This is a genomic window from Variovorax sp. YR752, assembly GCF_943372545.1.
Map to the genome: position 1 here is coordinate 1 of NZ_CALRZC010000005.1, position 21,822 is coordinate 21,822.

Annotated in this window: 19 protein-coding genes; 7 read left to right on the forward strand and 12 right to left on the reverse strand. The window is 71.3% G+C overall.

What is annotated here, in order from left to right:
• Positions 1–124 precede the first annotated feature (124 nt).
• The 4 genes from AAG801_RS01755 to AAG801_RS01770 all read right to left on the reverse strand — a co-directional run bounded on the left by AAG801_RS01755 (position 125) and on the right by AAG801_RS01770 (position 4,666).
• Positions 125–1,027 carry an FAD:protein FMN transferase gene (locus AAG801_RS01755; RefSeq protein ID WP_341886884.1) on the reverse strand — a complete coding sequence of 301 codons (903 nt, stop codon included), beginning with the start codon at positions 1,025–1,027 and terminating at the stop codon, positions 125–127.
• A 64-nt stretch (positions 1,028–1,091) separates the two neighbouring features.
• Positions 1,092–2,171, reverse strand: a complete 1,080-nt coding sequence (locus tag AAG801_RS01760) for a hypothetical protein (RefSeq protein ID WP_341886885.1) — start codon at positions 2,169–2,171, stop codon at positions 1,092–1,094.
• Between the two features lie 16 nt (positions 2,172–2,187).
• Entirely contained in the window at positions 2,188–3,435 is a 1,248-nt protein-coding gene (locus AAG801_RS01765) for a glycoside hydrolase family 6 protein (protein WP_341886886.1), read from the reverse strand.
• A 298-nt stretch (positions 3,436–3,733) separates the two neighbouring features.
• A complete protein-coding gene (locus tag AAG801_RS01770) occupies positions 3,734–4,666 on the reverse strand; it encodes a glycoside hydrolase family 5 protein (RefSeq protein WP_341886887.1) in 933 nt (310 codons plus the stop codon).
• An 8-nt stretch (positions 4,667–4,674) separates the two neighbouring features.
• Between AAG801_RS01770 and AAG801_RS01775 the strand changes: the two genes are divergently transcribed.
• Complete coding sequence (locus AAG801_RS01775) at positions 4,675–4,902, forward strand: hypothetical protein (RefSeq protein WP_341886888.1); 228 nt, start codon at positions 4,675–4,677, stop codon at positions 4,900–4,902.
• Between the two features lie 36 nt (positions 4,903–4,938).
• Here AAG801_RS01775 and AAG801_RS01780 read toward each other — a convergent pair whose 3' ends face one another.
• The 6 genes from AAG801_RS01780 to AAG801_RS01805 are packed head-to-tail and all read right to left on the reverse strand — an operon-like array spanning position 4,939 to position 12,627.
• The gene (locus AAG801_RS01780) at positions 4,939–6,111 is read right to left on the reverse strand and encodes a DUF3570 domain-containing protein (RefSeq protein ID WP_341886889.1); all 1,173 of its coding nucleotides are present in this window, start codon (positions 6,109–6,111) and stop codon (positions 4,939–4,941) included.
• Positions 6,098–6,328 carry a DUF4266 domain-containing protein gene (locus AAG801_RS01785; RefSeq protein WP_341886890.1) on the reverse strand — a complete coding sequence of 77 codons (231 nt, stop codon included), beginning with the start codon at positions 6,326–6,328 and terminating at the stop codon, positions 6,098–6,100. The genes AAG801_RS01780 and AAG801_RS01785 overlap by 14 nt, the downstream gene beginning before the upstream one ends.
• 30 nt (positions 6,329–6,358) lie before the next feature.
• Positions 6,359–6,856, reverse strand: a complete 498-nt coding sequence (locus AAG801_RS01790; RefSeq protein ID WP_341886891.1) for a TlpA disulfide reductase family protein — start codon at positions 6,854–6,856, stop codon at positions 6,359–6,361.
• Positions 6,853–9,321, reverse strand: coding sequence for a choice-of-anchor D domain-containing protein (locus AAG801_RS01795; protein WP_341886892.1), 2,469 nt, complete (start codon positions 9,319–9,321; stop codon positions 6,853–6,855). Before AAG801_RS01795 ends, AAG801_RS01790 begins: the two co-directional genes overlap by 4 nt.
• Positions 9,322–9,325: 4 nt before the next feature.
• Complete coding sequence (locus AAG801_RS01800; protein WP_341886893.1) at positions 9,326–10,816, reverse strand: hypothetical protein; 1,491 nt, start codon at positions 10,814–10,816, stop codon at positions 9,326–9,328.
• Positions 10,813–12,627, reverse strand: a complete 1,815-nt coding sequence (locus AAG801_RS01805; protein ID WP_341886894.1) for a DUF1592 domain-containing protein — start codon at positions 12,625–12,627, stop codon at positions 10,813–10,815. The genes AAG801_RS01800 and AAG801_RS01805 overlap by 4 nt, the downstream gene beginning before the upstream one ends.
• A gap of 324 nt (positions 12,628–12,951) precedes the next feature.
• Here AAG801_RS01805 and apbC point away from each other — a divergent pair, with 324 nt between their 5' ends.
• Genes apbC through AAG801_RS01830 form a run of 5 tightly spaced genes read left to right on the forward strand, consistent with a single transcriptional unit; the run spans position 12,952 to position 17,867 of the window.
• Positions 12,952–14,043, forward strand: a complete 1,092-nt coding sequence (apbC, locus tag AAG801_RS01810; RefSeq protein ID WP_341886895.1) for an iron-sulfur cluster carrier protein ApbC — start codon at positions 12,952–12,954, stop codon at positions 14,041–14,043.
• A 13-nt stretch (positions 14,044–14,056) separates the two neighbouring features.
• Entirely contained in the window at positions 14,057–14,542 is a 486-nt protein-coding gene (locus AAG801_RS01815) for a DUF3305 domain-containing protein (protein ID WP_341886896.1), read from the forward strand.
• Positions 14,543–14,549: 7 nt separating this feature from the next.
• Complete coding sequence (locus AAG801_RS01820; RefSeq protein WP_341886897.1) at positions 14,550–15,167, forward strand: DUF3306 domain-containing protein; 618 nt, start codon at positions 14,550–14,552, stop codon at positions 15,165–15,167.
• A complete protein-coding gene (locus tag AAG801_RS01825; RefSeq protein WP_341886898.1) occupies positions 15,064–17,235 on the forward strand; it encodes a 4Fe-4S dicluster domain-containing protein in 2,172 nt (723 codons plus the stop codon). The genes AAG801_RS01820 and AAG801_RS01825 overlap by 104 nt, the downstream gene beginning before the upstream one ends.
• A complete protein-coding gene (locus AAG801_RS01830) occupies positions 17,232–17,867 on the forward strand; it encodes a molecular chaperone TorD family protein (protein WP_341886899.1) in 636 nt (211 codons plus the stop codon). Before AAG801_RS01825 ends, AAG801_RS01830 begins: the two co-directional genes overlap by 4 nt.
• Before the next feature lie 9 nt (positions 17,868–17,876).
• Here the strand turns inward: AAG801_RS01830 and AAG801_RS01835 are convergent, their stop codons facing one another.
• On the reverse strand, positions 17,877–19,868 hold the full coding sequence (locus tag AAG801_RS01835) for a cache domain-containing protein (protein ID WP_341886900.1): 1,992 nt from the start codon (positions 19,866–19,868) through the stop codon (positions 17,877–17,879).
• 26 nt (positions 19,869–19,894) lie between these two features.
• Positions 19,895–21,298, reverse strand: a complete 1,404-nt coding sequence (locus AAG801_RS01840) for a sigma-54 dependent transcriptional regulator (protein WP_341886901.1) — start codon at positions 21,296–21,298, stop codon at positions 19,895–19,897.
• 271 nt (positions 21,299–21,569) lie between these two features.
• Here AAG801_RS01840 and AAG801_RS01845 point away from each other — a divergent pair, with 271 nt between their 5' ends.
• Positions 21,570–21,776, forward strand: coding sequence for a formate dehydrogenase (locus tag AAG801_RS01845; RefSeq protein ID WP_341886902.1), 207 nt, complete (start codon positions 21,570–21,572; stop codon positions 21,774–21,776).
• Positions 21,777–21,822 lie beyond the last annotated feature (46 nt).

Consider the following 21,822-nt stretch of genomic DNA (forward strand, 5'->3'; position numbering starts at 1 on the left):
GGAGCAGGAGCCGCCGTCGGGGCTGCGGCGGTGTCGCCGCCACCGCCGCAGCCGCTGCCGATCGCCGCGACGCCGAAAAGGCAGGCCAGGCTGGCGTGTCGCACGCGGGCGGCGCGAGGGTGCGTCATTCGGGAATCTCCTGTCGTATCTGGTTGTCTGCGTCGATCGTGAGGAATCCCACGCCCTGGCTGCGCAGCAACTCCTGTGCCCCGGCACCGCTGAGCATCGCGATCGTGCTCAACGCGCCGGCAGCCAGGCAGGCCGGCGCGACGACGCTGACCGAACGCCAGTGCTGCACCGGCCAGCCGCTGCGCGGATCGAGGATGTGGCAGTAGCGCCTGCCCTCGAACTCGAAGAAGCGTTCGTAGTCGCCGCTGGTGGCGAGCCCGCCGCTGTGCAGCGTTATGGTCGCGATCACCGCACCAGGCTCTCGTGGATGGGCGATGCCCAGCGACCACGGGTTGCCGTCGGGGTGCGGCCCGATCACGCGGATGTCGCCGCCGAGGTTGACCAGCCCGCCGGGAACGCCGTGCTCGAGCAGCAGCGTGCCGGCGCGGTCGGCCGCGTACTCCTTGCCGAAGCCGCCGAAGTCGAGCTCCATGCCGCCAAGCGTCAGTTCGACGGCCGGCCGCTCCCAGCGCACGTGGCGCCAGCCGACGCGCGCCAACTGCGCGGCCAGTGCATCCGGCAATGGCAACCGGCCGGCGCGGAAGTCCCACACGCGGCGCAGCACGCCGGTGGTGATGTCGAACAGCCCACCGCTGGCATCGTGCAGGCGGGCGGCGAAGTCCAGCAGGTCGGCCGTCTCGCCGTCGACCGGCACCGCCTGCCCGCTGCCGGCAGCGGCGTTGATGCGCGAGACGATGCTGTCATCGCGATAGCGCGAGTACTTGGTCTCGATGCGCCGTACTTCGGCGATCGCCGCATCTGCCGCGGCTGTGGCCGCGGCTTCGCTGCAGCCGGCCAGGCGCAGCCGGCAGGCCGTGCCCATGGCCTGGAACTCGAAGCCGAACTCGATGCTGTCCACGTCGCCGGGGATTGTGCCTAGCCGACGCGCCGGACCGCGCGGGGTCACGGGGCCTTCGATGTCGTCAGGACCCGCAGCCGATGCGGCTGGTGCCCAGCGCGATGTCGTCGAACCACAGCGTGTTCGCGACGTTCGAGTACTGTTCCCAGCCCAGCTTGAAGTCCATCAGCGACGGCTTCCAGTTGGCGCGCTGCAGCCAGCGGTTGTCGACGTCCGGCGTGGCCGTGCCGTCGACCTCCAGCCCCGCGACGGCCGTGCCGTCGACCCAGGTCTTCAGCGTGCCGGCATTGGAGTCGATGGCGAACTCGACGCAGGTCCAGGTCGTGGCCGGGATGGCCCGGCTCATCGAGATGCCGACCGGGCTCAGCTCGGGCAGCGTGGCGTCGTCGGACTTGCGGTTCCACATCAGGATGCCGCTCTGGCCGCCCATGCGCAGCTCGCTGTTGTTGTCGGCGCTGTCGCGCATCGACATCAGTGTGACGTGCTGGTCGGTCAGCGCCGCGCTCAGCCGCACGAAGAAGCGGCCGTAGGCGATCGGTCCGAGTGAAGCGATCGCCGAGCTCTGGATGAACACGTGGCCGCAGTACTCGCCGGGCGCCTCGATGCGCAGCGAGCGCGTGCCGGTGTGTGCCTGCGACGTGTCGATGACGGCCTTGCTGACGTCGGGCTTGGAGCAGTCCGGAGCGCCGATGCTCCAGCGCGCCGCGTCGGGCGCGGCGCCGTCGCTGCCGGACTCGAAGTCTTCGCACAGCGCCAGCGTGCCGCAGCTGGCCGATGGCGCGGGGGCGGGGGCCGGTGCAGGGGCGGGGGCCGGTGCGGGGGCAGGGGCCGGCGCGGGAGCAGGGGCCGGTGCGGGAGCGGGTGACGGTGCCGGAGCAGGAGCAGGAGCAGGAGCAGGAGCAGGAGCAGGAGCAGGAGCAGGAGCAGGAGCAGGAGCAGGAGCAGGAGCAGGTGAAGGCGCGGGAGCAGGTGAGGGTGTCGCGACCGACCCGAGCGAAGAACCCTCGCCGCTGCCGTTCCATGCGACGGATGCGCTGCTGCCGCCGCCACAGCCGGCGCCCATCGCGGCCGCCGCCAGGCAACTCAGCAGGTGCAGTCGATACAGCGGGGGCGGTGCGTCGGGAATCGCGCGAGACATGTTCATGGCCGGGGTCGTCAGTTCAGTTCAGCGGCGGGTGGGCATTGCGCAGCAGCATCAGGAACTGCTCGTGGAACCACTTGCCGGCGTGCGGTGCGCCTTGCAGCGCATCGATGTTGCCGCTGCCGCACTTCGGGTCGAAGCGCTTGCCCTCGTCGTTCGGCGTCGTCGCGCTGCTGTCGCTGGTGCCGTCGGAGGCGCCCGGCGGCTTGATGAAGACATAGGCGTCGAGGTAGGGCCGCGAGGCGTCGGGGCTGGCGCGTGGCCGCTCGCCGATGCCGGTGTCCTTCACGTTGCACCAGTTGCCGCGGTGGGCGCGGCGGTCGATGCGCATGTCGTCGACGTCGGCCGCCGCCGCCTGCGGACGGTTCGGGCCGCCCCAGCCGTTGCGGCTGGTGTCGACGATGAAGCCGAGGTCCGGCGCGAAGCCGGCCGCCACCAGTTCGGCGCGCAGCTTGTCGACGTAGCTCAGCTCGTCGACGGCGCGGTTCCACTCGTAGAACTGTGTCGTGCCGCCGGTGCCGACGACGCCGTCGGTGCCGTCGAAGAAGGGCTCGTCCAGCGGCGTGTAGTTGGCGGTGTTGGTGGCGAAGCCGCGGATGATCGTCAGGTCGCCGTTCGGCGTCGCGCCGGCCACCAGTTCCTTGAAGGCGGTGACCGCGGCGCTGCGGTTGTTGTCCCAGCCCAGCCAGCCCGAGTGCGCGATGTCCAGGTACATGTGGACGTTGGCCAGCGGCGCGAACTTCGCCATCGCGTAGCGCAGGCCGTCGCGGTAGATGTTGTTCTGGTTCACCGTGGCGCAGGCCGGCGTCGACAGGTTGGTGACCATGTTCGGGTACGAGTCCGGCTCGATCACCGTCACGAGGCGCAGCCCGGCGTAGGCGCTGCGGCCGAGGATCTCGGCGATGCGGTCGATGTACTGCGTCTTGTAGATCTGCATGCCGTTGTTGGCCGAGCTCAGCTCGCCGTTGGAGGCCAGCGCGGCGCAGTCGCGATCGGGCAGGTCGTAGACGACGATGGTCACCGTCATCGGCGCGAGCGTGCCGCCGCTGCTGCCGGCGCGCTGCTGGGCGAGCGCGGCGTCGAGGTGAGCGACCAGGCCCATCGCGCCGCCGCTGGCCTGGGCGCCGTCGATGGCGGCAAGCCGGTCGAGCCACACCGCGGTGGGGAAGCGCCGTGCGGCGGCGATGCGCGTCGCGTCGGCACTGCCGGCGCTCACCTGGGCTTGTGACGCATCGACCGCCGCGACGTACTCCGGGTCCACGTACATCAGCGCGCCGGAGAACGGGTTGCCGCTGGTGGGCGCCGGGGCCGGGGCGGGTGCCGGTGCCGGGCCTGGCGCTGGGGCAGGTGCCGGGCCGGGTGCCGGGGCAGGGGCAGGGGCAGGGGCAGGGGCAGGGGCAGGGCCAGGGCCAGGCGCTGGGGCGGGTGCCGGTGCCGGTGCCGGCGCGGGCGTGTTGCCCGAAGCCGGCGAAGACGAGTCGCTGCCTCCGCACGCAGCGATCAAGGTGGTCAGCATGAGTGCGCCAAGCCGGCGGGTCGGGTGGTGGATGGCCATGGCGGAGAACTCAGTCGAGGAAGGGGGCGAGCGTGGACATCTGCGGCTTGTCGGCCGTGCCGTTCGGCTCGATCGAATACATGTAGCCACCCCACCAGGGGCCGGCGGCCCACCAGGTCCAGCCGCTCCAGACGTCGGAGTTGCTCTCGAGGTGGCCGAGCATCTGCGTCAGCGCGGCGGCGCAGGTCGGGTTGTCGCCGCCGGCGAACTCGCCGAGCAGTGCGCGGTGGCCGTTGGTGCGCAGCCAGGCGGTGAAGTCCTGCAGGCGCTCGACGCCGATGGTCGCGCTGACGCAGTCCGCCGATCTGCCCGACGAATCGGCATCGAGGTACTGGTGCACCTCGAACAGCATGTTCGCTCCGGGATCGACGATGCCCTTCATCACCGTGGCGTTCGGCGTGCCGTACCAGTTCTGCGACCAGCTGTGCGCGCCGGTCCAGGCATTGCCCGGCACGGTGACGAGGTTGCTGGCGCCGGCCGTGCGGATGGCTGCGAGCGCCGCGTTGGCGGCCGCCAGCCACTGCTCGGTGGGCATCTCGTTCGGCTCGTTCATCAGCCCGAATGCCACACGCGGGTTGTCCTTGAACTGCACCGACAGGCGCGTCCAGAAGTCGGCGAATGCACTGTGGGGCACTGCCGCCGAACCGATCAGCTGGCCGTGGTAGCGGGCGTAGTTGTGCGGATCGAGCAGCACCGTCGCGCCGGTGGCGGTGGCATCGGCGACGAAGGTGCTCAGGCGGGACAGCTCGGTGGCGTCGAAGGCCTGTGACAGCGTCGGTTGCAGGCGTTCCCAGCGGAAGGGCAGGCGCACCATGTTCATGCCCTTGCCGCGGAAGTAGCTGACGCTGCTGAGGCTCGGGTAGATGTAGTGCGTGCCGTGGGTGCCGGGCAGGTTGCCTTCGCCGAACTCGGCGCCGGCCAGGCTGACGCCACGCCACGCCATCGCGCCGGGTGCCGGAGCAGGCGCTGGTGCTGGTGCCGGTGCTGGTGCTGGTGCTGGTGCTGGTGCTGGTGCTGGTGCTGGTGCTGGTGCTGGTGCTGGTGCAGGCGCTGGTGCGGGTGCGGGTGCGGGTGCGGGTGCAGGTGCCGGTGCCGGTGCCGGTGCCGGAGTGCCGCCAGTCGGCGCACCCGAGTCGGAGCCGCCGCCGCAGCCGCTGGCCAGCGCGGCGACGGCGATGACGTACAGGTGGATTCGACGGTTCACGGGGCAGTGGCTCAGAAGTTCGTCGACACGCCGAACTGCAGCATCGTGGCGTGCAGCGGGTCGATGCCGGGCGAACCCTGGCCGCCGGTGCGCCAGGACGATCGCTGCTCGTACTGCTCCACCTTCAGGTCGGTGGCCCAGCGCCCGAGCTGCAGCTCCGCCTTCAGGCCCACGGTGATGGCACCGAACGCAGACAGTCGCTGGTCGGGCGAGCTGTAGGTCGGCGTGCCGACCGGCCCGGGATAAAGCACGACGTCGGACACCGGGTCGTAGTAGAACCGCGCCGCGCTCTGGCTGTAGTAGCGCACGCTGGGCGTGAGCGAGAAGATCGGCGTGATCGGCTGCACCCAGGCCAGGTCCGCCGTGTGGGCGCGGATGTTGAAGCTGTCGCGGTAGTAGCGGTAGCCGCTGCGCAGCGTGCTGCCCAGGCCGCTGAAGTGGTGGTTCCAGCGCAGCAGCGCGGCGGCCTGCTTGCGTGTGTCCGGGCGGTGGTCGAACAGCTTGTACGGGTCGCTGTAGTAGCCGCGGCCACCCGCATAGCTGAGGTTGAGCTGGACGATGTCGCTGCGCGTCAGCACCCGCGTCACGCCGGCCATCAGCTCGGTGGTCTTGCGGTCTTCGTCGAGCAGGTCGTCGTTGACCGAGGTGATGCGGTCACGTGTGTGCGCCAGGCCGAGGTTGAGCGTGGTGTTGCGGTCGTCGGTCGAGATGCGGCCGTCCAGCGACACCGCGTTCGAGCGGAAGTCGTTCTCCTTCGACGCGGCCAGCCCGACGCCGATCGATGCGCGCTCGAAGTAGCGCGTCAGCTTCACGTCGCCGGCGGTGCGGCGGTCTTCCATGCCGGGCGAGGTGGTCGCGCCGGAGACGTCGCTGTAGTAGCGCGGCGTGGCGCCCGACACGTGCTCGGCGATCAGCGAGCCCTCGACCGCCCACTGGCTGCTCAGCGGCGCGACGATGGCGAACGAGGGCGCGTTCACCGAGATGCGGCGCAGCCGCGACGGCTCGTTGCCGGTGTACTGCGGGTAGCGCGTGTCGGTGGACTGGCTGTCGCGGTAGGCGAGGAACTTCAGCGAGACGCTGCCCTGCTCGGGCACCGACTGGGCCTGCGCCTGGCCCGGCAGCACGCCCGGCAGCGCCAGTGCGGCGGCAACGATCGCGCCCTTGAAAGGTTCAGTTGCAGCCACAGCCGCCTCCTCCCACGCCGTAGCCGCCGGAGGCGTTCTCGCGGCTGTTGTAGATGCGCTGGGCCATGCGGCCCTCGTGGGCGTCGCCCTCGATGGTCATTTCCTTCTTGGCGAGCTGTTCCTTCTGCCAGGGCTTGGGGGCAAGGGCGTCGAGCTGCGCACAGCCGCCCAGCAGCGACAGTGCGGTGGCCCACGCGAGGGGACGGAGGATGTTCACGGGGAGGTCTCGTGGTGGCAAAGAGGGGTGTCAGCGCCGGGCGGCCAGGGCCTGGGTGATGGCGGCTTCGAGCTCGGCGCGCTGCTCGTCCTGGAAGCCGGAGTGCATGCGCAGCACGCGGCCGTCGGCGCCGATCAGCAGGGCGCTGGGCATGGCCTTGACGCCGAAGCGCTGCGGCGACTCCTGTGCCGGGTCGTAGGCGATGGCGAACTGCGCCGGCACCTGGGCGAGGAAGCGTTCGGCGTCGGCCCGCTTGCTGTCGAGGTTGACCGCCACGACGCGCAGCCCGCGCTCGCCGTAGCGCGCCTGCATCTGATTCATCCACGGGAACGATCGGCGGCAGGGGCCGCAGTACGAGGCCCAGAAGTCGAGGTAGACGACCTGGCCCTTGAGCGCGGCCAGCGTCGCGGCGTCGGGCAGGGCGAGGCGCAGCTCGGGCGCGGCCTGGCCGGGTTCGAGCGCAAGGCTGGGCACGGCCGCGGCGAGGCCGGCGAGTCCCATGCAGAGGTGGATCAGGGTCTTCTTCATGCGGTGCGTGACGGGAGGGAAGGGGTGGTGCCGGCGCGGCGCAGCGCCGCAATGGCCAGACCGAGCAGCAGCAGCCAGCCGGCGCCGATTGCACCGGCGCCGCTGTCGGCCTGGCCGGCGTTGCTCATCGTCGTGACGGCTGCGCCGCTGAGCGCCACCTCGGTGCTGCGGCCGGCGCTCGTCTCGACGCGCAAGGTGCCCTTGGTGCTGCCGCCGCTGGTCGGCGCGAACACCACGGCAACGCGGCAGCCGGCGCCCGGCGGCAGCGTCCAGGGCACGCCGGGGCAGGCCTCGCTGCCGTCGGCCGGCGCGACCACGAAGCCGGCGCTGGTGGTCACCGCGGCGATGGTGCTGTCGGCCGTTCCGTCGTTGACGATGCGCAGCACCAGCGCGTCGCTGCGCGTGCCGGTGGCGATGTCGAGGTGGCTGTAGTCGAGCGCGGCCGGCGTCACGCCCAGCGGCGGCTGCAGGACGGCGAAGCCGGAGCCGGTGCCCGACAGCGCCACTTCGGCCGGGCTGCTGCCGGTCGAGGCGATCTGCAGAACGGCGCTGCGCTCGCCCGGTGCCGACGGCGCGAAGCGCAGGCCGACGGTGCAGCGCGCGTCGACCGCCAGCACCGTGCCGGCAGCGCAGCTGCCGCCGCCGAGCACGAAGGAGCCGGGGTCGGTGCCGGCCACCGACAGCGTCGACAGCGTCACGCTGCCCGGGCCGCGGTTGACCAGCGTGCGCAGCACGGCGGCGGTCGTCGCGCCGACCTCGGCGTCGTCGAAGGCGATCGGTGCGCTGCCTTCGCTCCAGTCGAGCACCGCCAGCGTGGCGCTGCTGCCCAGGCCGTTGAGGACGATCTGGTTCGGCGAACTCGGCGCATTGCTGCGGATCGTCAGCACCTCCGAAGCATTGGCGCCGGCCGGCGCGTAGACCACGGCGAGCGAGCAGCTCGCGCCGACGGCCAGGCTCGCCGGGCAGTCGTGCGTGAGCTTGAACTCGGTGGAACTGACCGTCAGGCCGGTGAGGTCCAGCGCGCCGTTGCCGCTGTTGCCGAGCACGACCGTGCGCGGTGCCGATCGCCCGCCGATGCTGACCGTGCCGAAGCCGAGCGCCGCCTGCGACAGCGTGACCGCCGGCGCCGGCGTGGGCACACCGGCGGCCGCCAGCGAGACGCTGGCGGTGCCGCCGGGCGCATTGCCGGCGATGCGCAGCGTCGCAGCGCGGGCGCCCAGCGTGGCCGGCGTGATGCGGATGGTGACCGTGCAGCTGCCCTGCGCCGGCAGGGGCGTGCCGACGGCGCAGGTGCCGCCGAGCGCGAAGTCGCCGGCCTGCGTTCCCGACAGGGCGATGGACGAGAACTCCAGCGCGGCCTGGCCGTTGTTGACCACACCGAGCACACGCTCGCTGCTCGGCACGGCCACCACCTGGTCGCCCATGTCGATGCGGTTGGCGTCGAGCAGCAGGCCAGGCTGTGCCGAGCTGTTGCCCCAGCCGGACAGCGCCACGCTCGAGCTGCCGCCCAGCGCGTTGTGCTCGATGGTCAGTTCGGCCCGCCGCTGGCCGCTGGCCGCGGGGGTGAAGCGCAGCGTCACGGCGCAGCTCTGCCCGCCGCCCAGCGTCGTGCCGGCGGCGCAATCACCTTCGCCGAGCGCGAACTCGCCGGCCTGCGCGCCGGTCAGTGCCAGCGCGCCCAGCCGCAACATGCCCGTGCCGCTGTTGCCGACCAGCAGCCGCAGGTCGGCCGAGGTGCTGCCCACCGTCTGCGAGAAGCTCAGCGCCGGCGGCGAGAGCGTGATCACCGGCAGCGTGCCGGTGCCGACGCCCGACAGGCTCATCGTGCTTTGCGCGGCCGAGCCGTTGTGCACGACACGCAGTTCGGCCGAGCGGTTGCCCCGCGCGGTGGGCGTGAAGGTGACCAGCACGGTGCAGCTCGCGCCCACCGGCAGGCTGTCGCCGCTGCGGCAGGTGCCGCCGCTGACGGCGAAATCGCTGCCGGCGGTGGTGGCGATCGAGCCCAGCACCAGCGGCGCGCTGGCCGAGGTGGCGTTGCGCACGGTGACCGCCTGCGCCGGGCTGGTCACCAGCAGGTCCAGCGCGCCGAAGGCCAGGCTGTCGGGCGCCAGCGAGGGCATCGGCATCGCCACCACCTGCAGGTAGCTGGGCGTGCCGCCGAGCTTGGCGGCGAGGAAGGCGGCGATGTCGTTGTACTGCGCGTCGCCGAGCTGGTTCTCGAGGAAACGCATCTGCGCGACGCGGCCGGTGGCGGCCTTGATGGTGGCCGCATGGAGCCCGTTGGCGATGCGGTTCTGCGGCTGCGTGGTCGAGCCGTGGCAGGCGTTGGCCGAGCAGCTCAGCTTGCCGGCCACCGCTGGCGTGCCGTAGAGCGTCTCGCCGCTGGCGGCACTCTGCGCCCGGGCCGGCGGCGCGGTGAGCGAGGCGGCCAGCAGGCTGGCCAGGAAGACGAATGACAGGCGCATCAGCTCAGGCCTTCAGCCAGGGCAGGTTGGTGCCCGCGGCCGCCCACATCGCGTCGGTGTGGTCGGTGTTGTCGGCGCGCACGCCGGGGTAGCCGTAGCGCGTGCTGTCGAAGTCGGCCTGGCTCACGCCCATCGCGCGGACCACCATGCCCAGCCACTGGTCGTACAGCAGGCCGCCCCACCAGTGCGGGTCCGAGGACCAGCTGAAGCCGTTCAGATCGCGGTAGTCCAGCGACTGGCCGGTGCGGAAGTAGCCGCCGGCGTTGCCGATGCTGACGACCGGAATGCAGCGGTTGTGGTGGTGGCCGGGGTTGCCGCCGCTGCCCAGCTCGAATCCGCTGGCCACCAGGCCCTTGTCGAGCAGGGTGGCGCCGTCGGCGGTGCGCACCCGGTCCAGCTTGCTGGCCATGTCCAGCAGTGCGCCTTCGAACTGGCGCTGCACCGCGGCGCCGAAGCCGGCGCGGACGGTGGGGTCGTCCTGGCCGTGGGCGTAGGCGTTGTGCCAGGAATGCTCGGGCTCGGGGCCGAAGGTGTAGGTCGTCGGCCCGCACACGTAGACGCGGCTGATGCCGGCGGCGAAGGCGGCCACGACGATGTCGTTCCACAGCTGCTCGCACTGCACCTGCGTGGCCGGCGCGCCGTAGAAGCCGGCCGACCGTTCGACGGCCAGCGTGTCGGTGGTCGGTCGCGTGAAGTCGCTGCTCACGCCGGCCGAGGCTTGCACCTTGGCTTCGACCTGCGACAGCATGTCGAGGTAGTCGCCCAGCCGCGAGCGGCAGTCGGCCGAACACGACGGGTCGCTCAGCACCAGGTCGGCGTGCTCCTTCACGCGGTCGACCAGCACCACCTGCTCCGGCGCGGGCGCCGGTGTGCCACCGGTGCTGCTCGTGCCCTTGAACAGCCGGTCGAACAGCTTGACGTTGCTGTCCGCCGACTCCTCGGTCTGCACGACCGAGCCGCTGCGCCGCGCCAGCGAGACCAGGTTGCGCACGATCGCCGGCTGCGCCACGGCGCTGCGGTAGAAGCTCGGCGCCTCGGCCAGCAGCTGGTCGAGCGTCGGCGCGACATCGGCCACGCCGCCCAGCGTGCCGCCGCGGTTGTGGCCGGTGCCGCGCGCGAAGTCCAGCCCGTTGATGACGTTGGTCAGCCCGCGCAGGCGCGGCGTCCACAGGCTGCTGCGCGCGCGCAGGATGCTGCTGAGCACGGCCTGGTCGCTCTCGGTGGTGAAGGGCAGCGGCGCGCTGCGCACGCTGATGCCGCCGTGGCTGGTGGTGGCCGTCGGCGTGGCGTTGAGCAGGCTTCCGAAGTACGGCTCCTGGAAGCAGCCGTGCCAGGTGGTCATGTGCACGAAGTAGCGCTCGGCGCTGGCCGCGCCGACCGCCTGCGCTTCGGCGGCGCGCGGCAGCAGCGAGGGCAGCAGGGGGATGGCGAGCAGGGCGCCACCGGTGCCGCGCAGGAACTGGCGGCGGGACAGCTTGTCGTAGATCGGCTTCATGGTTGCGTGGCGATCGACTTGAACTCGGGGCGCTGGGCGATCAGCGCGAACAGGCTGCGCAGGTTGGTGCCGTTGGCGGCCTGCACGCGCAGCGATTCGATGAGCTCGGCGTCGTCTTCGGTCTCGGCGCGGCCGAAGGCGTAGCGCACCTGGTGCCTGGCGAAACAGCGCTCGAAGGCGCCGCTGTCGAGCACGTACTGCTGGGCCTCGGCGGCATGGTTCAGCGGGCGAGCCGCAATGCCGTCGAGCTTGGCCGTCACTGCCGTGTCGACGGCCTTCTCGCCGAGCACCGCGCCGCCGTCGTCGCGCACCGTCTCGCTGCTGCGCACACGGCCCAGCGCATCGAAGCCCTCGAACACGAAGCCCCAGGGGTTGAGCACGGTCTTGTGGCAGCCGACGCAGCTGGTGCCGTCCATCTGCGTGATGCGCTCCGTGCGCTCGCGCGTGCTCAGCACGCCGGACAGGTCGGCCGCCTTGTTGCTCTGGTCCATCACCGGCGGCGGCAGCGACTGGCAGGTCAGCCCGCCGAGGATGCGGCTGGCGCGCTGGATCGGCAGCGTGGTGTCGGAGGCGCCGTTGGCCATCAGCCCGATGCGCGTGAGCAGGCCCACGCGCGCTGCTTCGGTGAACAGCGGCGGGGCAGCGCTGCCGCCGGCCCACACGGGGGTCTTGTAGAGGGTGGCGATGTCCTCGGTGCGGGCGAAGGAGTGGCGGTCGGTCAGCACCTGCTGCAGCGAGCCGTTGTTCGCGGCGAGGTACGAGACCATGTCCAGCACCTCGGTGATCGCGGCGTCGCGCGAGCTGGCCAGCGGCTTGTAGCCCGCGGCGAAGGCGTCGAACCTGGCGTTGCCGACCTTGCCGTCCAGCGCCACTAGCTCGTCGAGGCGGAACCACTGGCGGAAGAAGCCGCGCATGGCGCGGTCGGCCTTCGCATCGCCCAGCATGCGTGAGATCTGCGCGCTGTAGACGGCGGGGTCCAGCAGCGTGCCGTCGTCAGCGGCGGCGTTGAGCGCGGCGTCGGGCACCGAGTCCCACAGGTGCAGCGCCAGCCGCGTGGCCAGCTCGTGGGCGGTCAGCGGCGCGCAACTCATGCCGTCGTCGACGGTCTGGCCCCGCTCGAGCACGAAGTAGGTCTTCGGCGAGGCGATCATCGTCGCCAGCACCTTGGTGATGGCCGCCGCCGTGGTGGCGCCCCCGGCCGCAGCGCGGTAGACGGCCACTTCGGCATCGCTCAAGGGCTGGCGGAACAGCAGCCGGCCGGCGCGGCGGATGAAGGCGTCCAGGCACTCGGGCGTGCCGCTGCAGCCGCCCAGCATCGTCGACAGGCGGGTCGGGTCTGCGCTCAGCTCGGCGGCAATCGCCTTGGCGCTGGCGTGGATCGCCGCAGCCTGGCGGGCGTTGAGCGCCTGGTCGATGCGCTCGTAGCCCTGGTGGCGCGCGCTGTCCGGGTTGATCGCCTGGTCCGGCGGGAACTGCGCCTGGTCGACCACCAGCGCCGACACCCTGGCTGCCACCGTGCCGTCGCCGCCGGTGAGGCTGCGGCTGACATCGGTCAGCGCGTTGACGAACTGCGTGCGGGAGAGCCGGCGCGGGGAGCCCGCGGCGTAGCAGCCGGGCGAGGGCTTGATCGCCGTGGCCGGCGCGGGGGCCGATCCCGGATCCTGGCCATGCGGATCGGGTGCGGTGGTCGCCGGCGGCGGTGGCGGCGCTGCCCCCCCCGCGGTGCTGCCCGGCGCCGGCATCGACGAGCCGAAGTCGCATGCGGCCAGCGTCGCCAGCCAAAGCCATCCCACGGCCCGACGTACTTTCACGATTCTCACTCCCCGGTTCTGCGACGTTTGCGTCGGTTATGGGGGGCGAATGTAGAAGGCGCCTGACGCCGAGCTTTCTCCTGCAAACAACGATCTGTAGGTGTCTGTAAACGTTTTCATCTGCACATTTGCATGCCCCGCGCCAGGGGCGCAGACGGTGCGTCGCGACCGATCCTCGTCGACGTCCTGTTTCGATTTGGCCCGCGGTCACCCCCGACTCGCGTGGGGGCCGCGGCGCGCGTGTCGCAGTGCCCGGGTCGCCCGGAGGGCGGGAGACGCTGAGCTAGACTGCCGTCCCCCGCTCCGCCCAGTGAAATCCCCTTCATGGCCGCCACCGAATCCGCTCTGCTCGAAGCCCTCAAGGGCGTGACCGACCCGAACACCGGCAAGGACTTCGTCTCGACGAAGCAACTGAAGAACCTGAAGGTCGACGGCGGCGACGTCGCCTTCGACGTCGAGCTCGGCTACCCGGCAAAGAGCCAGATCGCCGGCCTGCGCAAGGCGCTGATCGCGGCGGCGCGCACGGTGCCGGGCGTCGAGAACGTCAGCGCCAACCTGGCCACCAAGGTGATCGCCCACGCGGTGCAGCGCGGCGTGCAGCTGCTGCCCAACGTGAAGAACATCGTCGCGGTGGCCTCCGGCAAGGGCGGGGTGGGCAAGAGCACCACGGCGGTCAACCTGGCGCTGGCGCTGGCCGCCGAAGGCGCGTCGGTGGGCATCCTCGACGCCGACATCTACGGCCCCAGCCAGCCGATGATGATGGGCATCGAGGGCCGCCCGGAGAGCGCCGACGGCAAGACCATGGAGCCGCTGGAGAACTACGGCGTGCAGGTCATCTCGATCGGCTTCCTGATCGAGCCCGACAACCCGATGATCTGGCGCGGCCCGATGGCCACCCAGGCACTCGAGCAGCTGCTGCGCCAGACCAACTGGCGCGCGCTCGACTACCTGATCATCGACATGCCGCCGGGCACCGGCGACATCCAGCTCACGCTCAGCCAGCGTGTGCCGCTGACTGGCGCGGTGATCGTCACCACGCCGCAGGACATCGCCCTGCTCGACGCCAAGAAGGGCATCAAGATGTTCGAGAAGGTGGGCGTGCCCATCCTCGGCATCGTCGAGAACATGGCGGTGCACGTGTGCGAGAAGTGCGGCCATGTCGAGCACATCTTCGGCGCCGACGGCGGCCGCAAGATGGCCGAGGAATACCAGATGGACTACCTCGGCGCGCTGCCGCTGAACCTGTCGATCCGCGTGCAGGCCGACGCCGGCCGGCCGACGGTGGTCAGCGACCCGGACGGCGAGATCGCCAGCCTCTACAAGAGCGTGGCGCGGCAGGTGGCGGTGAAGATCGCGCAGCGCGCCAAGGACTTCAGCTCGAAGTTCCCGACCATCTCGATCTCGAAGAACACCTGAGAGGCCTGCCGCGATGACCGAGCGCCCTGCCGTGACCGTCGCGGTCGTGATGGAGCGCGACTTCCAGCCCAACCGCTGGGAAGACTGGCGGCATCGCATCGTCGAGGTGGTGTCGATGGAGCCCGCCTTCGGCGATGCGCCGCGCGTGCTGCGCGAGGATCACAAGCTGCAGCGCAGGCTGCATCCGGGCTTCACGGTCGAGTTGTTCGCCGACGAGGGCGAGGGCTACTACCTGAACCTGTCCAGCGGCGCGCCGGTGTGGTTCGTCGTCTGGCGCAGCGACGACGAAGACCCGTCGCTCGCCTGGCCGGAGCAGGTCACGCTGTCCTACAACGAGGCCGGGCGACGGCTCGACGCGCAGGAGCGCGTCGACAACGTGCCGCTGCAGCCCGAGTTCCGCGACTGGCTGCAGGCCTTCGCCGACGAGCACTACAAGCCCGAGCCCAAGCAGCGCAAGCGCCCCGCCTCGTTCCAGGCGCCCGAGCGGCGCGGCCCGTGAGGCGCTGATGGCCACCGAGGAAAGCGGCTTCCTGTCGCGCTGGTCGCGGCGCAAGGCGCTGGTGCGCGAGGGCCGCGATGCCGTCGATGCCGTGCCGCCTGTGCCGGCGGCGCCTGTCGTGCCCGCGGCGCCTGTCGTGCCCGCGGCCGCCGCCGTGCAGGCTGCACCCGTGGCGCCGGCTGTCGCCGATCCGGCCGAGCACGCCGCCGAACCGCCACCGACGCTGGAAGACGCTGCCGCCCTGACGCCGGCCTCCGATTTCACCCGCTTCGTCGCCCGCGATGTCGACCCGGCAGTGAAGAACGCGGCGCTGAAGACGCTGTTCACCGACCCGCACTTCAACGTGATGGACGGGCTGGACATCTACATCGACGACTACGGCAAGCCCGATCCGCTGCCCGCGGGCATGCTGCGCCAGATGGTGCAGTCGCAGTTTCTCGGGCTGTTTGCCGACGAAGAGAAGCAGGTCGAGCCGGCGGGCGAACCGCCGTCCGCGACCGAACCAGAGGAAGTTTCCCGCGATGAAAACGCTGATCTGCGACTGCAATCGCACGATGCCGCTGACGCCTCAGAGCCTGGCCCCGGTGAGCCGGGCGCTGGCGAAGACGCCGCTGGCCAGCACTGACGGCCTCGACACCGTCCACACGCTGCTGTGCCGCCGCGAGGCCGGCGAGTTCCAGCGCGCGGCAAAGTCGGGCGAGGACCTGCTGGTGGCCTGCACGCAGGAGAGCCGGCTGTTCCTCGAGCTCAACGAGCAGACCGAGGGTGCGCTCCCGGTGGCCGAGCGGCCGATCCGCTTCGTCAACATCCGCGAGACCGGCGGCTGGTCAAAGGACGCGAAGGACGCCGCGCCCAAGCTGGCCGCATTGATCGCTGCCGCGCAGCTGCCGGACCCGGAGCCGGTGGCCACGGTGACCTACCGCTCGCAGGGCCGCTGCCTGGTGATCGGCCGGGCCGACGCCGCCGAGCGCGCTGCCACGATGCTCGCGGATGCGCTGGAGGTCACGCTGCTGCTCGACGGCCCCGGCGGCGCCGTGCCGCAGGTGCGCGAGCGCTCGGTGCAGGCCGGTCGCCTGACCGCGTTGCGCGGCTGGCTCGGCGCCTTCCACGCCGAATGGGAGAGCGGAAACCCGATCGACCTCGACCTGTGCACCCGCTGCAACGCCTGTGTCGACGCCTGCCCCGAGGGCGCGATCGACTTCAGCTACCAGGTCGACCTGTCGATCTGCAAGAGCCACCGTGACTGCGTGAAGGTCTGCGATGCGGCCGGCGCGATCGATTTCCAGCGTGCGCCGCAGCGCCTGCAGGAGGAGTTCGACCTCGTGCTCGACCTGCGCGAGGCGCCGGCCTTCACGATGCACCAGCCGCCGCAGGGCTACTTCCACCCGGGCCGCGATGAACGCAAGCTGGTCGACGCCGTGCTCAAGCTGCGCGGCCTGTCCGGCGAGTTCGAGAAGCCGAAGTTCTTCCACTACAAGCCCAAGCTGTGCGCGCACAGCCGCAACGAGCAGATCGGCTGCACGGCCTGCATCGATGTGTGTTCGGCGCGTGCCATCCACAGCGATGCCTCGCGAAAGGGCAAAGCCAAGGGCGAGACGTCCGGCGGCATCGTCGTCGAGCCGCACCTGTGCGTGGGCTGCGGCGCCTGCAGCACGGTCTGCCCGAGCGGCGCGCTGGCCTTCGGCTACCCCGGCACGGTCGACCAGGGCCGCCGGCTGCGCACGATGCTCACCGCCTACCGCCTGGCCGGTGGCCAGGACGCCGCGCTGCTGCTGCACAGCGACGGCGCGGGTGCGAAGCTGATCGGTGAACTCGGCCGCGCGGCGCGCACCGACAAGGCGCTGCGCGGCGTGCCGGCGCGCGTGCTGCCGGTCGGCCTGTGGCACACCGCGAGCGTGGGTCTCGACCTGTGGCTGGCGGCGATCGCCGGCGGCGCCAACCAGGTCTGGGTGCTGCTCAGCGAGGAGGAGGCACCGGAGTACCGCACGGCGCTGGCCGAACAGATGGCGGTGGCGCAGGCCATCCTCAGCGGGCTGGGCTTCAAGGGCGAACACTTGCGCCTGATCGAGGCGCGCGATGCGCGCGACCTCGCCGCGCTGGACTTCGCGCTGCGCGTGCCGCCGGCCCAGGGTGTGGCGCAGCCGGCCACGCTGGCGGCGCAGGCCGACAAGCGCGCCACGCTGGACATGGTGCTCGATCACCTGCTCGCCCAGGCACCCGTTGCGGCCGAGGAGATCGCATTGCCGAAGCCCGGTGCGCCGTTCGGCACGCTGCGGGTCGACAGTGCCAGGTGCACGCTGTGCCTGAGCTGCGTCGGCGCCTGCCCGGAGAGCGCGCTGGCCGACAACCCCGACAAGCCGCAGCTAAAGTTCATCGAGAAGAACTGCGTGCAGTGCGGCCTGTGCGCCACCACCTGCCCGGAGGATGCGATCACGCTGCAGCCGCGCCTGTGGCTGGCCGACGGCGGCAAGGCGCGCAAGGCGCCGCGCGTGCTGGCCGAGGCCGAGCCCTACCGCTGCATCCAGTGCGGCAAGCCCTTCGGCACGCTGCGCGCGATCGAGAACATGCTGACCAAGCTCTCCGGCCACAGTGCCTTCCAGGGCGAAGCGCTGAAGCGGCTGCAGATGTGCGGCGACTGCCGCGTGATCGACATCTACAGCAACCCGAACGAAACGAAGATCACCGACCTATGAGCGACGACAAGCTGACCGCCTTGAGCTTCGCGACGGCCGACGACAGTGAAGAACTCGCGCGAGCCGAGCTCTACGGCCTGCTCGCGCGGCTGTGGATGGCCGCGCCGGACGCGGCGCTGCTCGAGCAGTTCCGCGTCGCCGTCACTCAGGCGCCGCAGGAGGGCGCCTTCCTGGAGGGGCCGTGGGCGGCGCTGGTGGCGGCGATGCGCGCCACCACACCGGCCGCGGCGGCGCAGGAGTACGACGCGCTGTTCCTCGGCGTCGGCAAGCCGGAGGTGTTCCTCTACGGTTCGTACTACCTCAGCGGCTTCCTCAACGAGAAGCCGCTGGCGGTGCTGCGCGACGATCTGGCCGAGCTCGGCCTGGCGCGCGACGAGACCCGCGGCGAGACGGAGGACCACATCGCCGCGATCTTCGAGGTGATGCGCTACCTGATCGCCGGCGACGACGTGGCGGTGTGCAACCTCGAGGGCCAGCGCCGCTTCTTCCGCGCGCACGTGCAGCCCTGGGCCGAGAAGCTGTGCGATGCCGTTCAAGCGCAGCCGCGCGCGCAGCTCTACGGCGCGCTGGCCGAACTCACGCGCGCCTTCGTGCAGGTGGAGACGCAGGGCTTCGATCTGCTCGAGCAGTAGCGGCCGCGCTCAGCCCGCCCGCCCGTCGACCCTCAGCACCACCGTGAACACCGCGCCGTGCCCGCCGTCGGCGCGGTTGGCGGCGCGGATGTCGCCGCCGTAGCGCTCGACGATGCCGCGGCTGATCCACAGGCCGAGGCCGGTGCCGTCCTTCTTGCGCGTGACGAAGGGCTGGAACAGTTCGGCGAGCAGTTCCGGTGCGAGGCCGGCGCCGGTGTCGGCGATGTCGATCTCGACCCGTTCCTCGCCGGCGTCCCGCGTGGCGAGCGTCAGCGTGCCGCCCTCCGGCATGGCATGGATTGCGTTGACGAGCAGGTTGACCACCACCTGCTGCAGCTCGTTGCGGTTGATCGCCGGCAGCCGCGCGGTGTGCAGCCGCTTGACCAGCACGATGTTCGTGCGCGACAGCAGGTGCGCCACCAGCACCAGGCAGCTCTCCAGCACCTGCGCGGTGTCGACGTTGTCGACGTAGCCGGCAAACTCGTTGGGCCGCGCGAACTGCAGCAACTGCGTGACGATCAGCCGCATGCGCTCGACCTGCTCGTCGACCAGGCGCAGCTCGCCAGCCACGCGCTGCGCATCGTCGCCGAGCAGTTCGCGCGCCAGGTCGAGGTTGCCCTGGATCACCGCGATCGGGTTGTTGACCTCGTGCGCAATGCTGGCGGTCAGCTGTCCCACCGCGGCCAGCTTTTCGCTGCGCACCAGTTGCTGCTGAGCGGCCTGCAGTTCGCGCGTGCGCTCGGCCACCTTGGCATCGAGCTCGGCGTTCCAGCGCTCCAGCGCGCGTGTCTTGTCGGCGATCACGTCGAGCAGGTGGTCGAGGTGCCCGGCGAGCTGGCCGATCTCGTCATGGCTGCGCACGCGGCCGACGCGCGAGTCCATCTCGCCGGTCTCGACACGCTGCATGGTCTGCGCCATCTGCTCGATCGGCTTGAAGATGCCGCGCGCGCCGCGCAGCGAGACCAGCGCTGCCGACACCATCACCGCAAAGAAGGTCAGGCCGATGGCGGCGAGCGCGCCGTACTTCAGCAGCGTGAACGGCCGCTCGAGGAAGCCGACGTAGAGCATGCCCACGCGCTGCCCGGCACCGTCGGCCAGCGGCTGGTAGCCGGAGACGTACCAGTCGCTAACCACGAAGGCGCGGTCCAGCCAGGTGCTGCCGCGGCCGAGCACCGCGTCGCGCACCGTCTGCGAGACGCGCGTGCCGATGGCGCGGTTGGTCGGATCGGCGCCGAACAGGCGCACGTTGGTGCTGATGCGCACGTCGTCGAGGAACAGCGTCGCCGTGCCCTGGCTGCCGAAGGGCAGCGAGCCCTCGGGGTAGACGATGCCGTTGATGTGGTCGATGAAGGGCAGGTTGCGGTTGAGCAGCACGCCGGCCTGCACGTGGCCGAGCCGGCGCCCGTCCGGCGCGATCACCGGCGCGACGGCGACCACTGCCATGGCCCGCTCCTCCTGGGCGCGGGTGGTCGGAGCGGCATTGAGTGTGGGCACCAGCGGCACGGCCACGCGTGGCAGCAGCGCGGGCGCGAGGTGGCGCATGTCCTCGACCGACAGCACCTCGATCGTGCCGCGCCGCGAGGCCGCCTGCGGCGCGCGGAACGCGGGCGCACCGCTGCCGTCCGGCGCGGGGGAGAAATCGGTGGCGAGCAGCGTGCCGTCGTCGCTGCGCAGGTTGACGAAGTCCAGGCCTTCGCGCGCCTTGAAGCGCTGCAGCAGCGGCACGAGGTCTCCGGCCGGCTGCCGGCCGAGCGCAAGATGCAGCGCATTCGAGTCGGCCAGGGTCGCCGCGCTGGCACCCACCTCGCCGAGCACGCGCTCGAAGTAGCCGTTGGCCACGGCCAGGTCGGCGCGCACCTTGGTGATCAGCAGCCGGTCGAACGCCAGGTCGGCCCAGACCAGGAGGATGATGCCGAGCAGCGGCAGCACCACCGCCAGCGGCACCAGCACCATCGCCAGCAGCTTGCCGCGGATCGGCAGGTCGCGGAAGCGGCGCAGCATGCGGAAGTGGTGCGACGGGGCGGCGCTCAGGCCGTGCGCGCCGCGCGCAGCGAGGCTTCGCCGCTGCCCCACTCGGCCACACGCCGCTCCAGCGTGCGGCGCGAGATGCCGAGCAGCTGCGCGGCGCGCGTCTTGTCGCCGGCGACCGACTCGAGGATGGCCAGGATGTGCTGTTTCTCCAGCGCGTGCAGGTCGGTCGGACGCTCGGCGGCGCCGGCGCGGATGCCGGCCTCCATGCGCGACAGGCCCTGGTACAGCGCCGAGACGTTCAACGCGCCGAGGATCAGCGAGCGCTCGATCAGGTTGCGCAGCTCGCGCACGTTGCCCGGCCAGTCGTATTGCGCCAGGTAGGCGATCTCGTCTTCGGTGACCTCCATCGGCGCCACGCCGAGCTGCGGCGCGAGCGTGGCGACGAAATGCTCGACCAGGTCCGGGATGTCCTCCTTGTGCGAGCGCAGTGGCGGCAGGTTGATCTCCACCACCTGCAGCCGGTAGTACAGGTCGGCGCGGAAGCGGCCGGCGGCCACCTCGTCGGCCAGGCGCCGGTTGGTGGCCGCGACGATGCGCACGTCGACCGGGATCTGCTGCTCGCTGCCCACCGGGCGGATGCGCCGGTCTTCCAGCACGCGCAGCAGCGTGGCCTGCAGCGCCAGCGGCAGGTCGCCGATCTCGTCGAGGAACAGCGTGCCGCCCTGCGCGTAGACGAACAGTCCGTCGCGCCCCGGCCCGCGCCCTATCGCGGCGCCCTGGGCATGGCCGAACAGCTCGTGCTCGATGTGCTCGGGCGACATGGTCGCGCAGTTGACCGGCACGAACGGGCCCTGCCGGCGCGGGCTGTTGCGGTGCAGCGCCAGCGCGGCCAGTTCCTTGCCGGTGCCCGACTCGCCGCACAGCAGCACCGTGCTGTTAACCGCCGCCACGCGCTGCAGCGCCGACTGCAGGCCCTTGATCGCGATCGAGCGGCCGACCAGGCCGTCGGCCGCCGGCGTGCGCTGCGACAGCGCGCGCTTGAGCACCCAGTTCTCGCGCTGCAGCCGGGCGCGCTCCAGGCCGCGGCGCACCGCGTTGAGGATCTGCGTGACGCGGAAGGGCTTGAGGATGAAGTCGCTGGCACCGGCGCGCAGCGCCTCGATGGCCGTGTCGAGGTCGGCGAAGGCGGTGATCAGCACCACCTCGCCGCCGTAGCCCTGCTCGCGCAGTTCGCGCAGCCAGGCGATGCCGTTCTTGCCGGGCAGCGTGATGTCGAGGATCAGCAGGTCGAAGCGGTGGCGCTTGACCAGTTCGTCGCCGGCCTCGGCGTCGGCGGCGCTGTGCACCTCGCCGCAGCGGCTGGCCAGGGTCTTCTCGAGGAAGTTGCGCATGCCGGCTTCGTCGTCGACGACGAGCACATGGGCCAGCGGCCATTCGGGCGGGGTGGGGGTCGAGGACATCGGAGCGGGAACAGACGAGCGCGCTACTGTGGCACAGACGCCGCAACCGGCTCGATGGCGGCACCCGATGGCCCCGTGTTTACCCGCAGGCATCCTGAGTCGCGCGCGACAAGTTGTCGCACTGGGTCGGCAAAGGCCGGAGCGACATCTTGTCGCGGTTGCGATGGGGTGTTTGCGAGGGTTCGCCGCGGGCCGGAGCGGCGGATTGCATGGCTAAGATATGCAAACTCTTGCACAAGAGCCTATGTTGGATCGCGCACAGGAGCCCGCCATGGACAAGCCCACTTCGAAGCTCTCCCGCCGCACCGTCTTTGCCGGTGCCGGCACTGCCGGCGCCCTCGCCGCTGCCGCGGCCCTGCTGCCGAAGGCGACCGTCGAAGCCCCCGTGGCCGAAACGAAGCCCGAAGCCGACACCGCCAAGGGCGGCTACCAGGTCACGCAGCACGTGCTGCGCTACTACCAGACCACGCGGGTCTGAGCCCACCCACTTTCCCGGCGGGCCGCGAGCGCCTGCCGCTGCACGT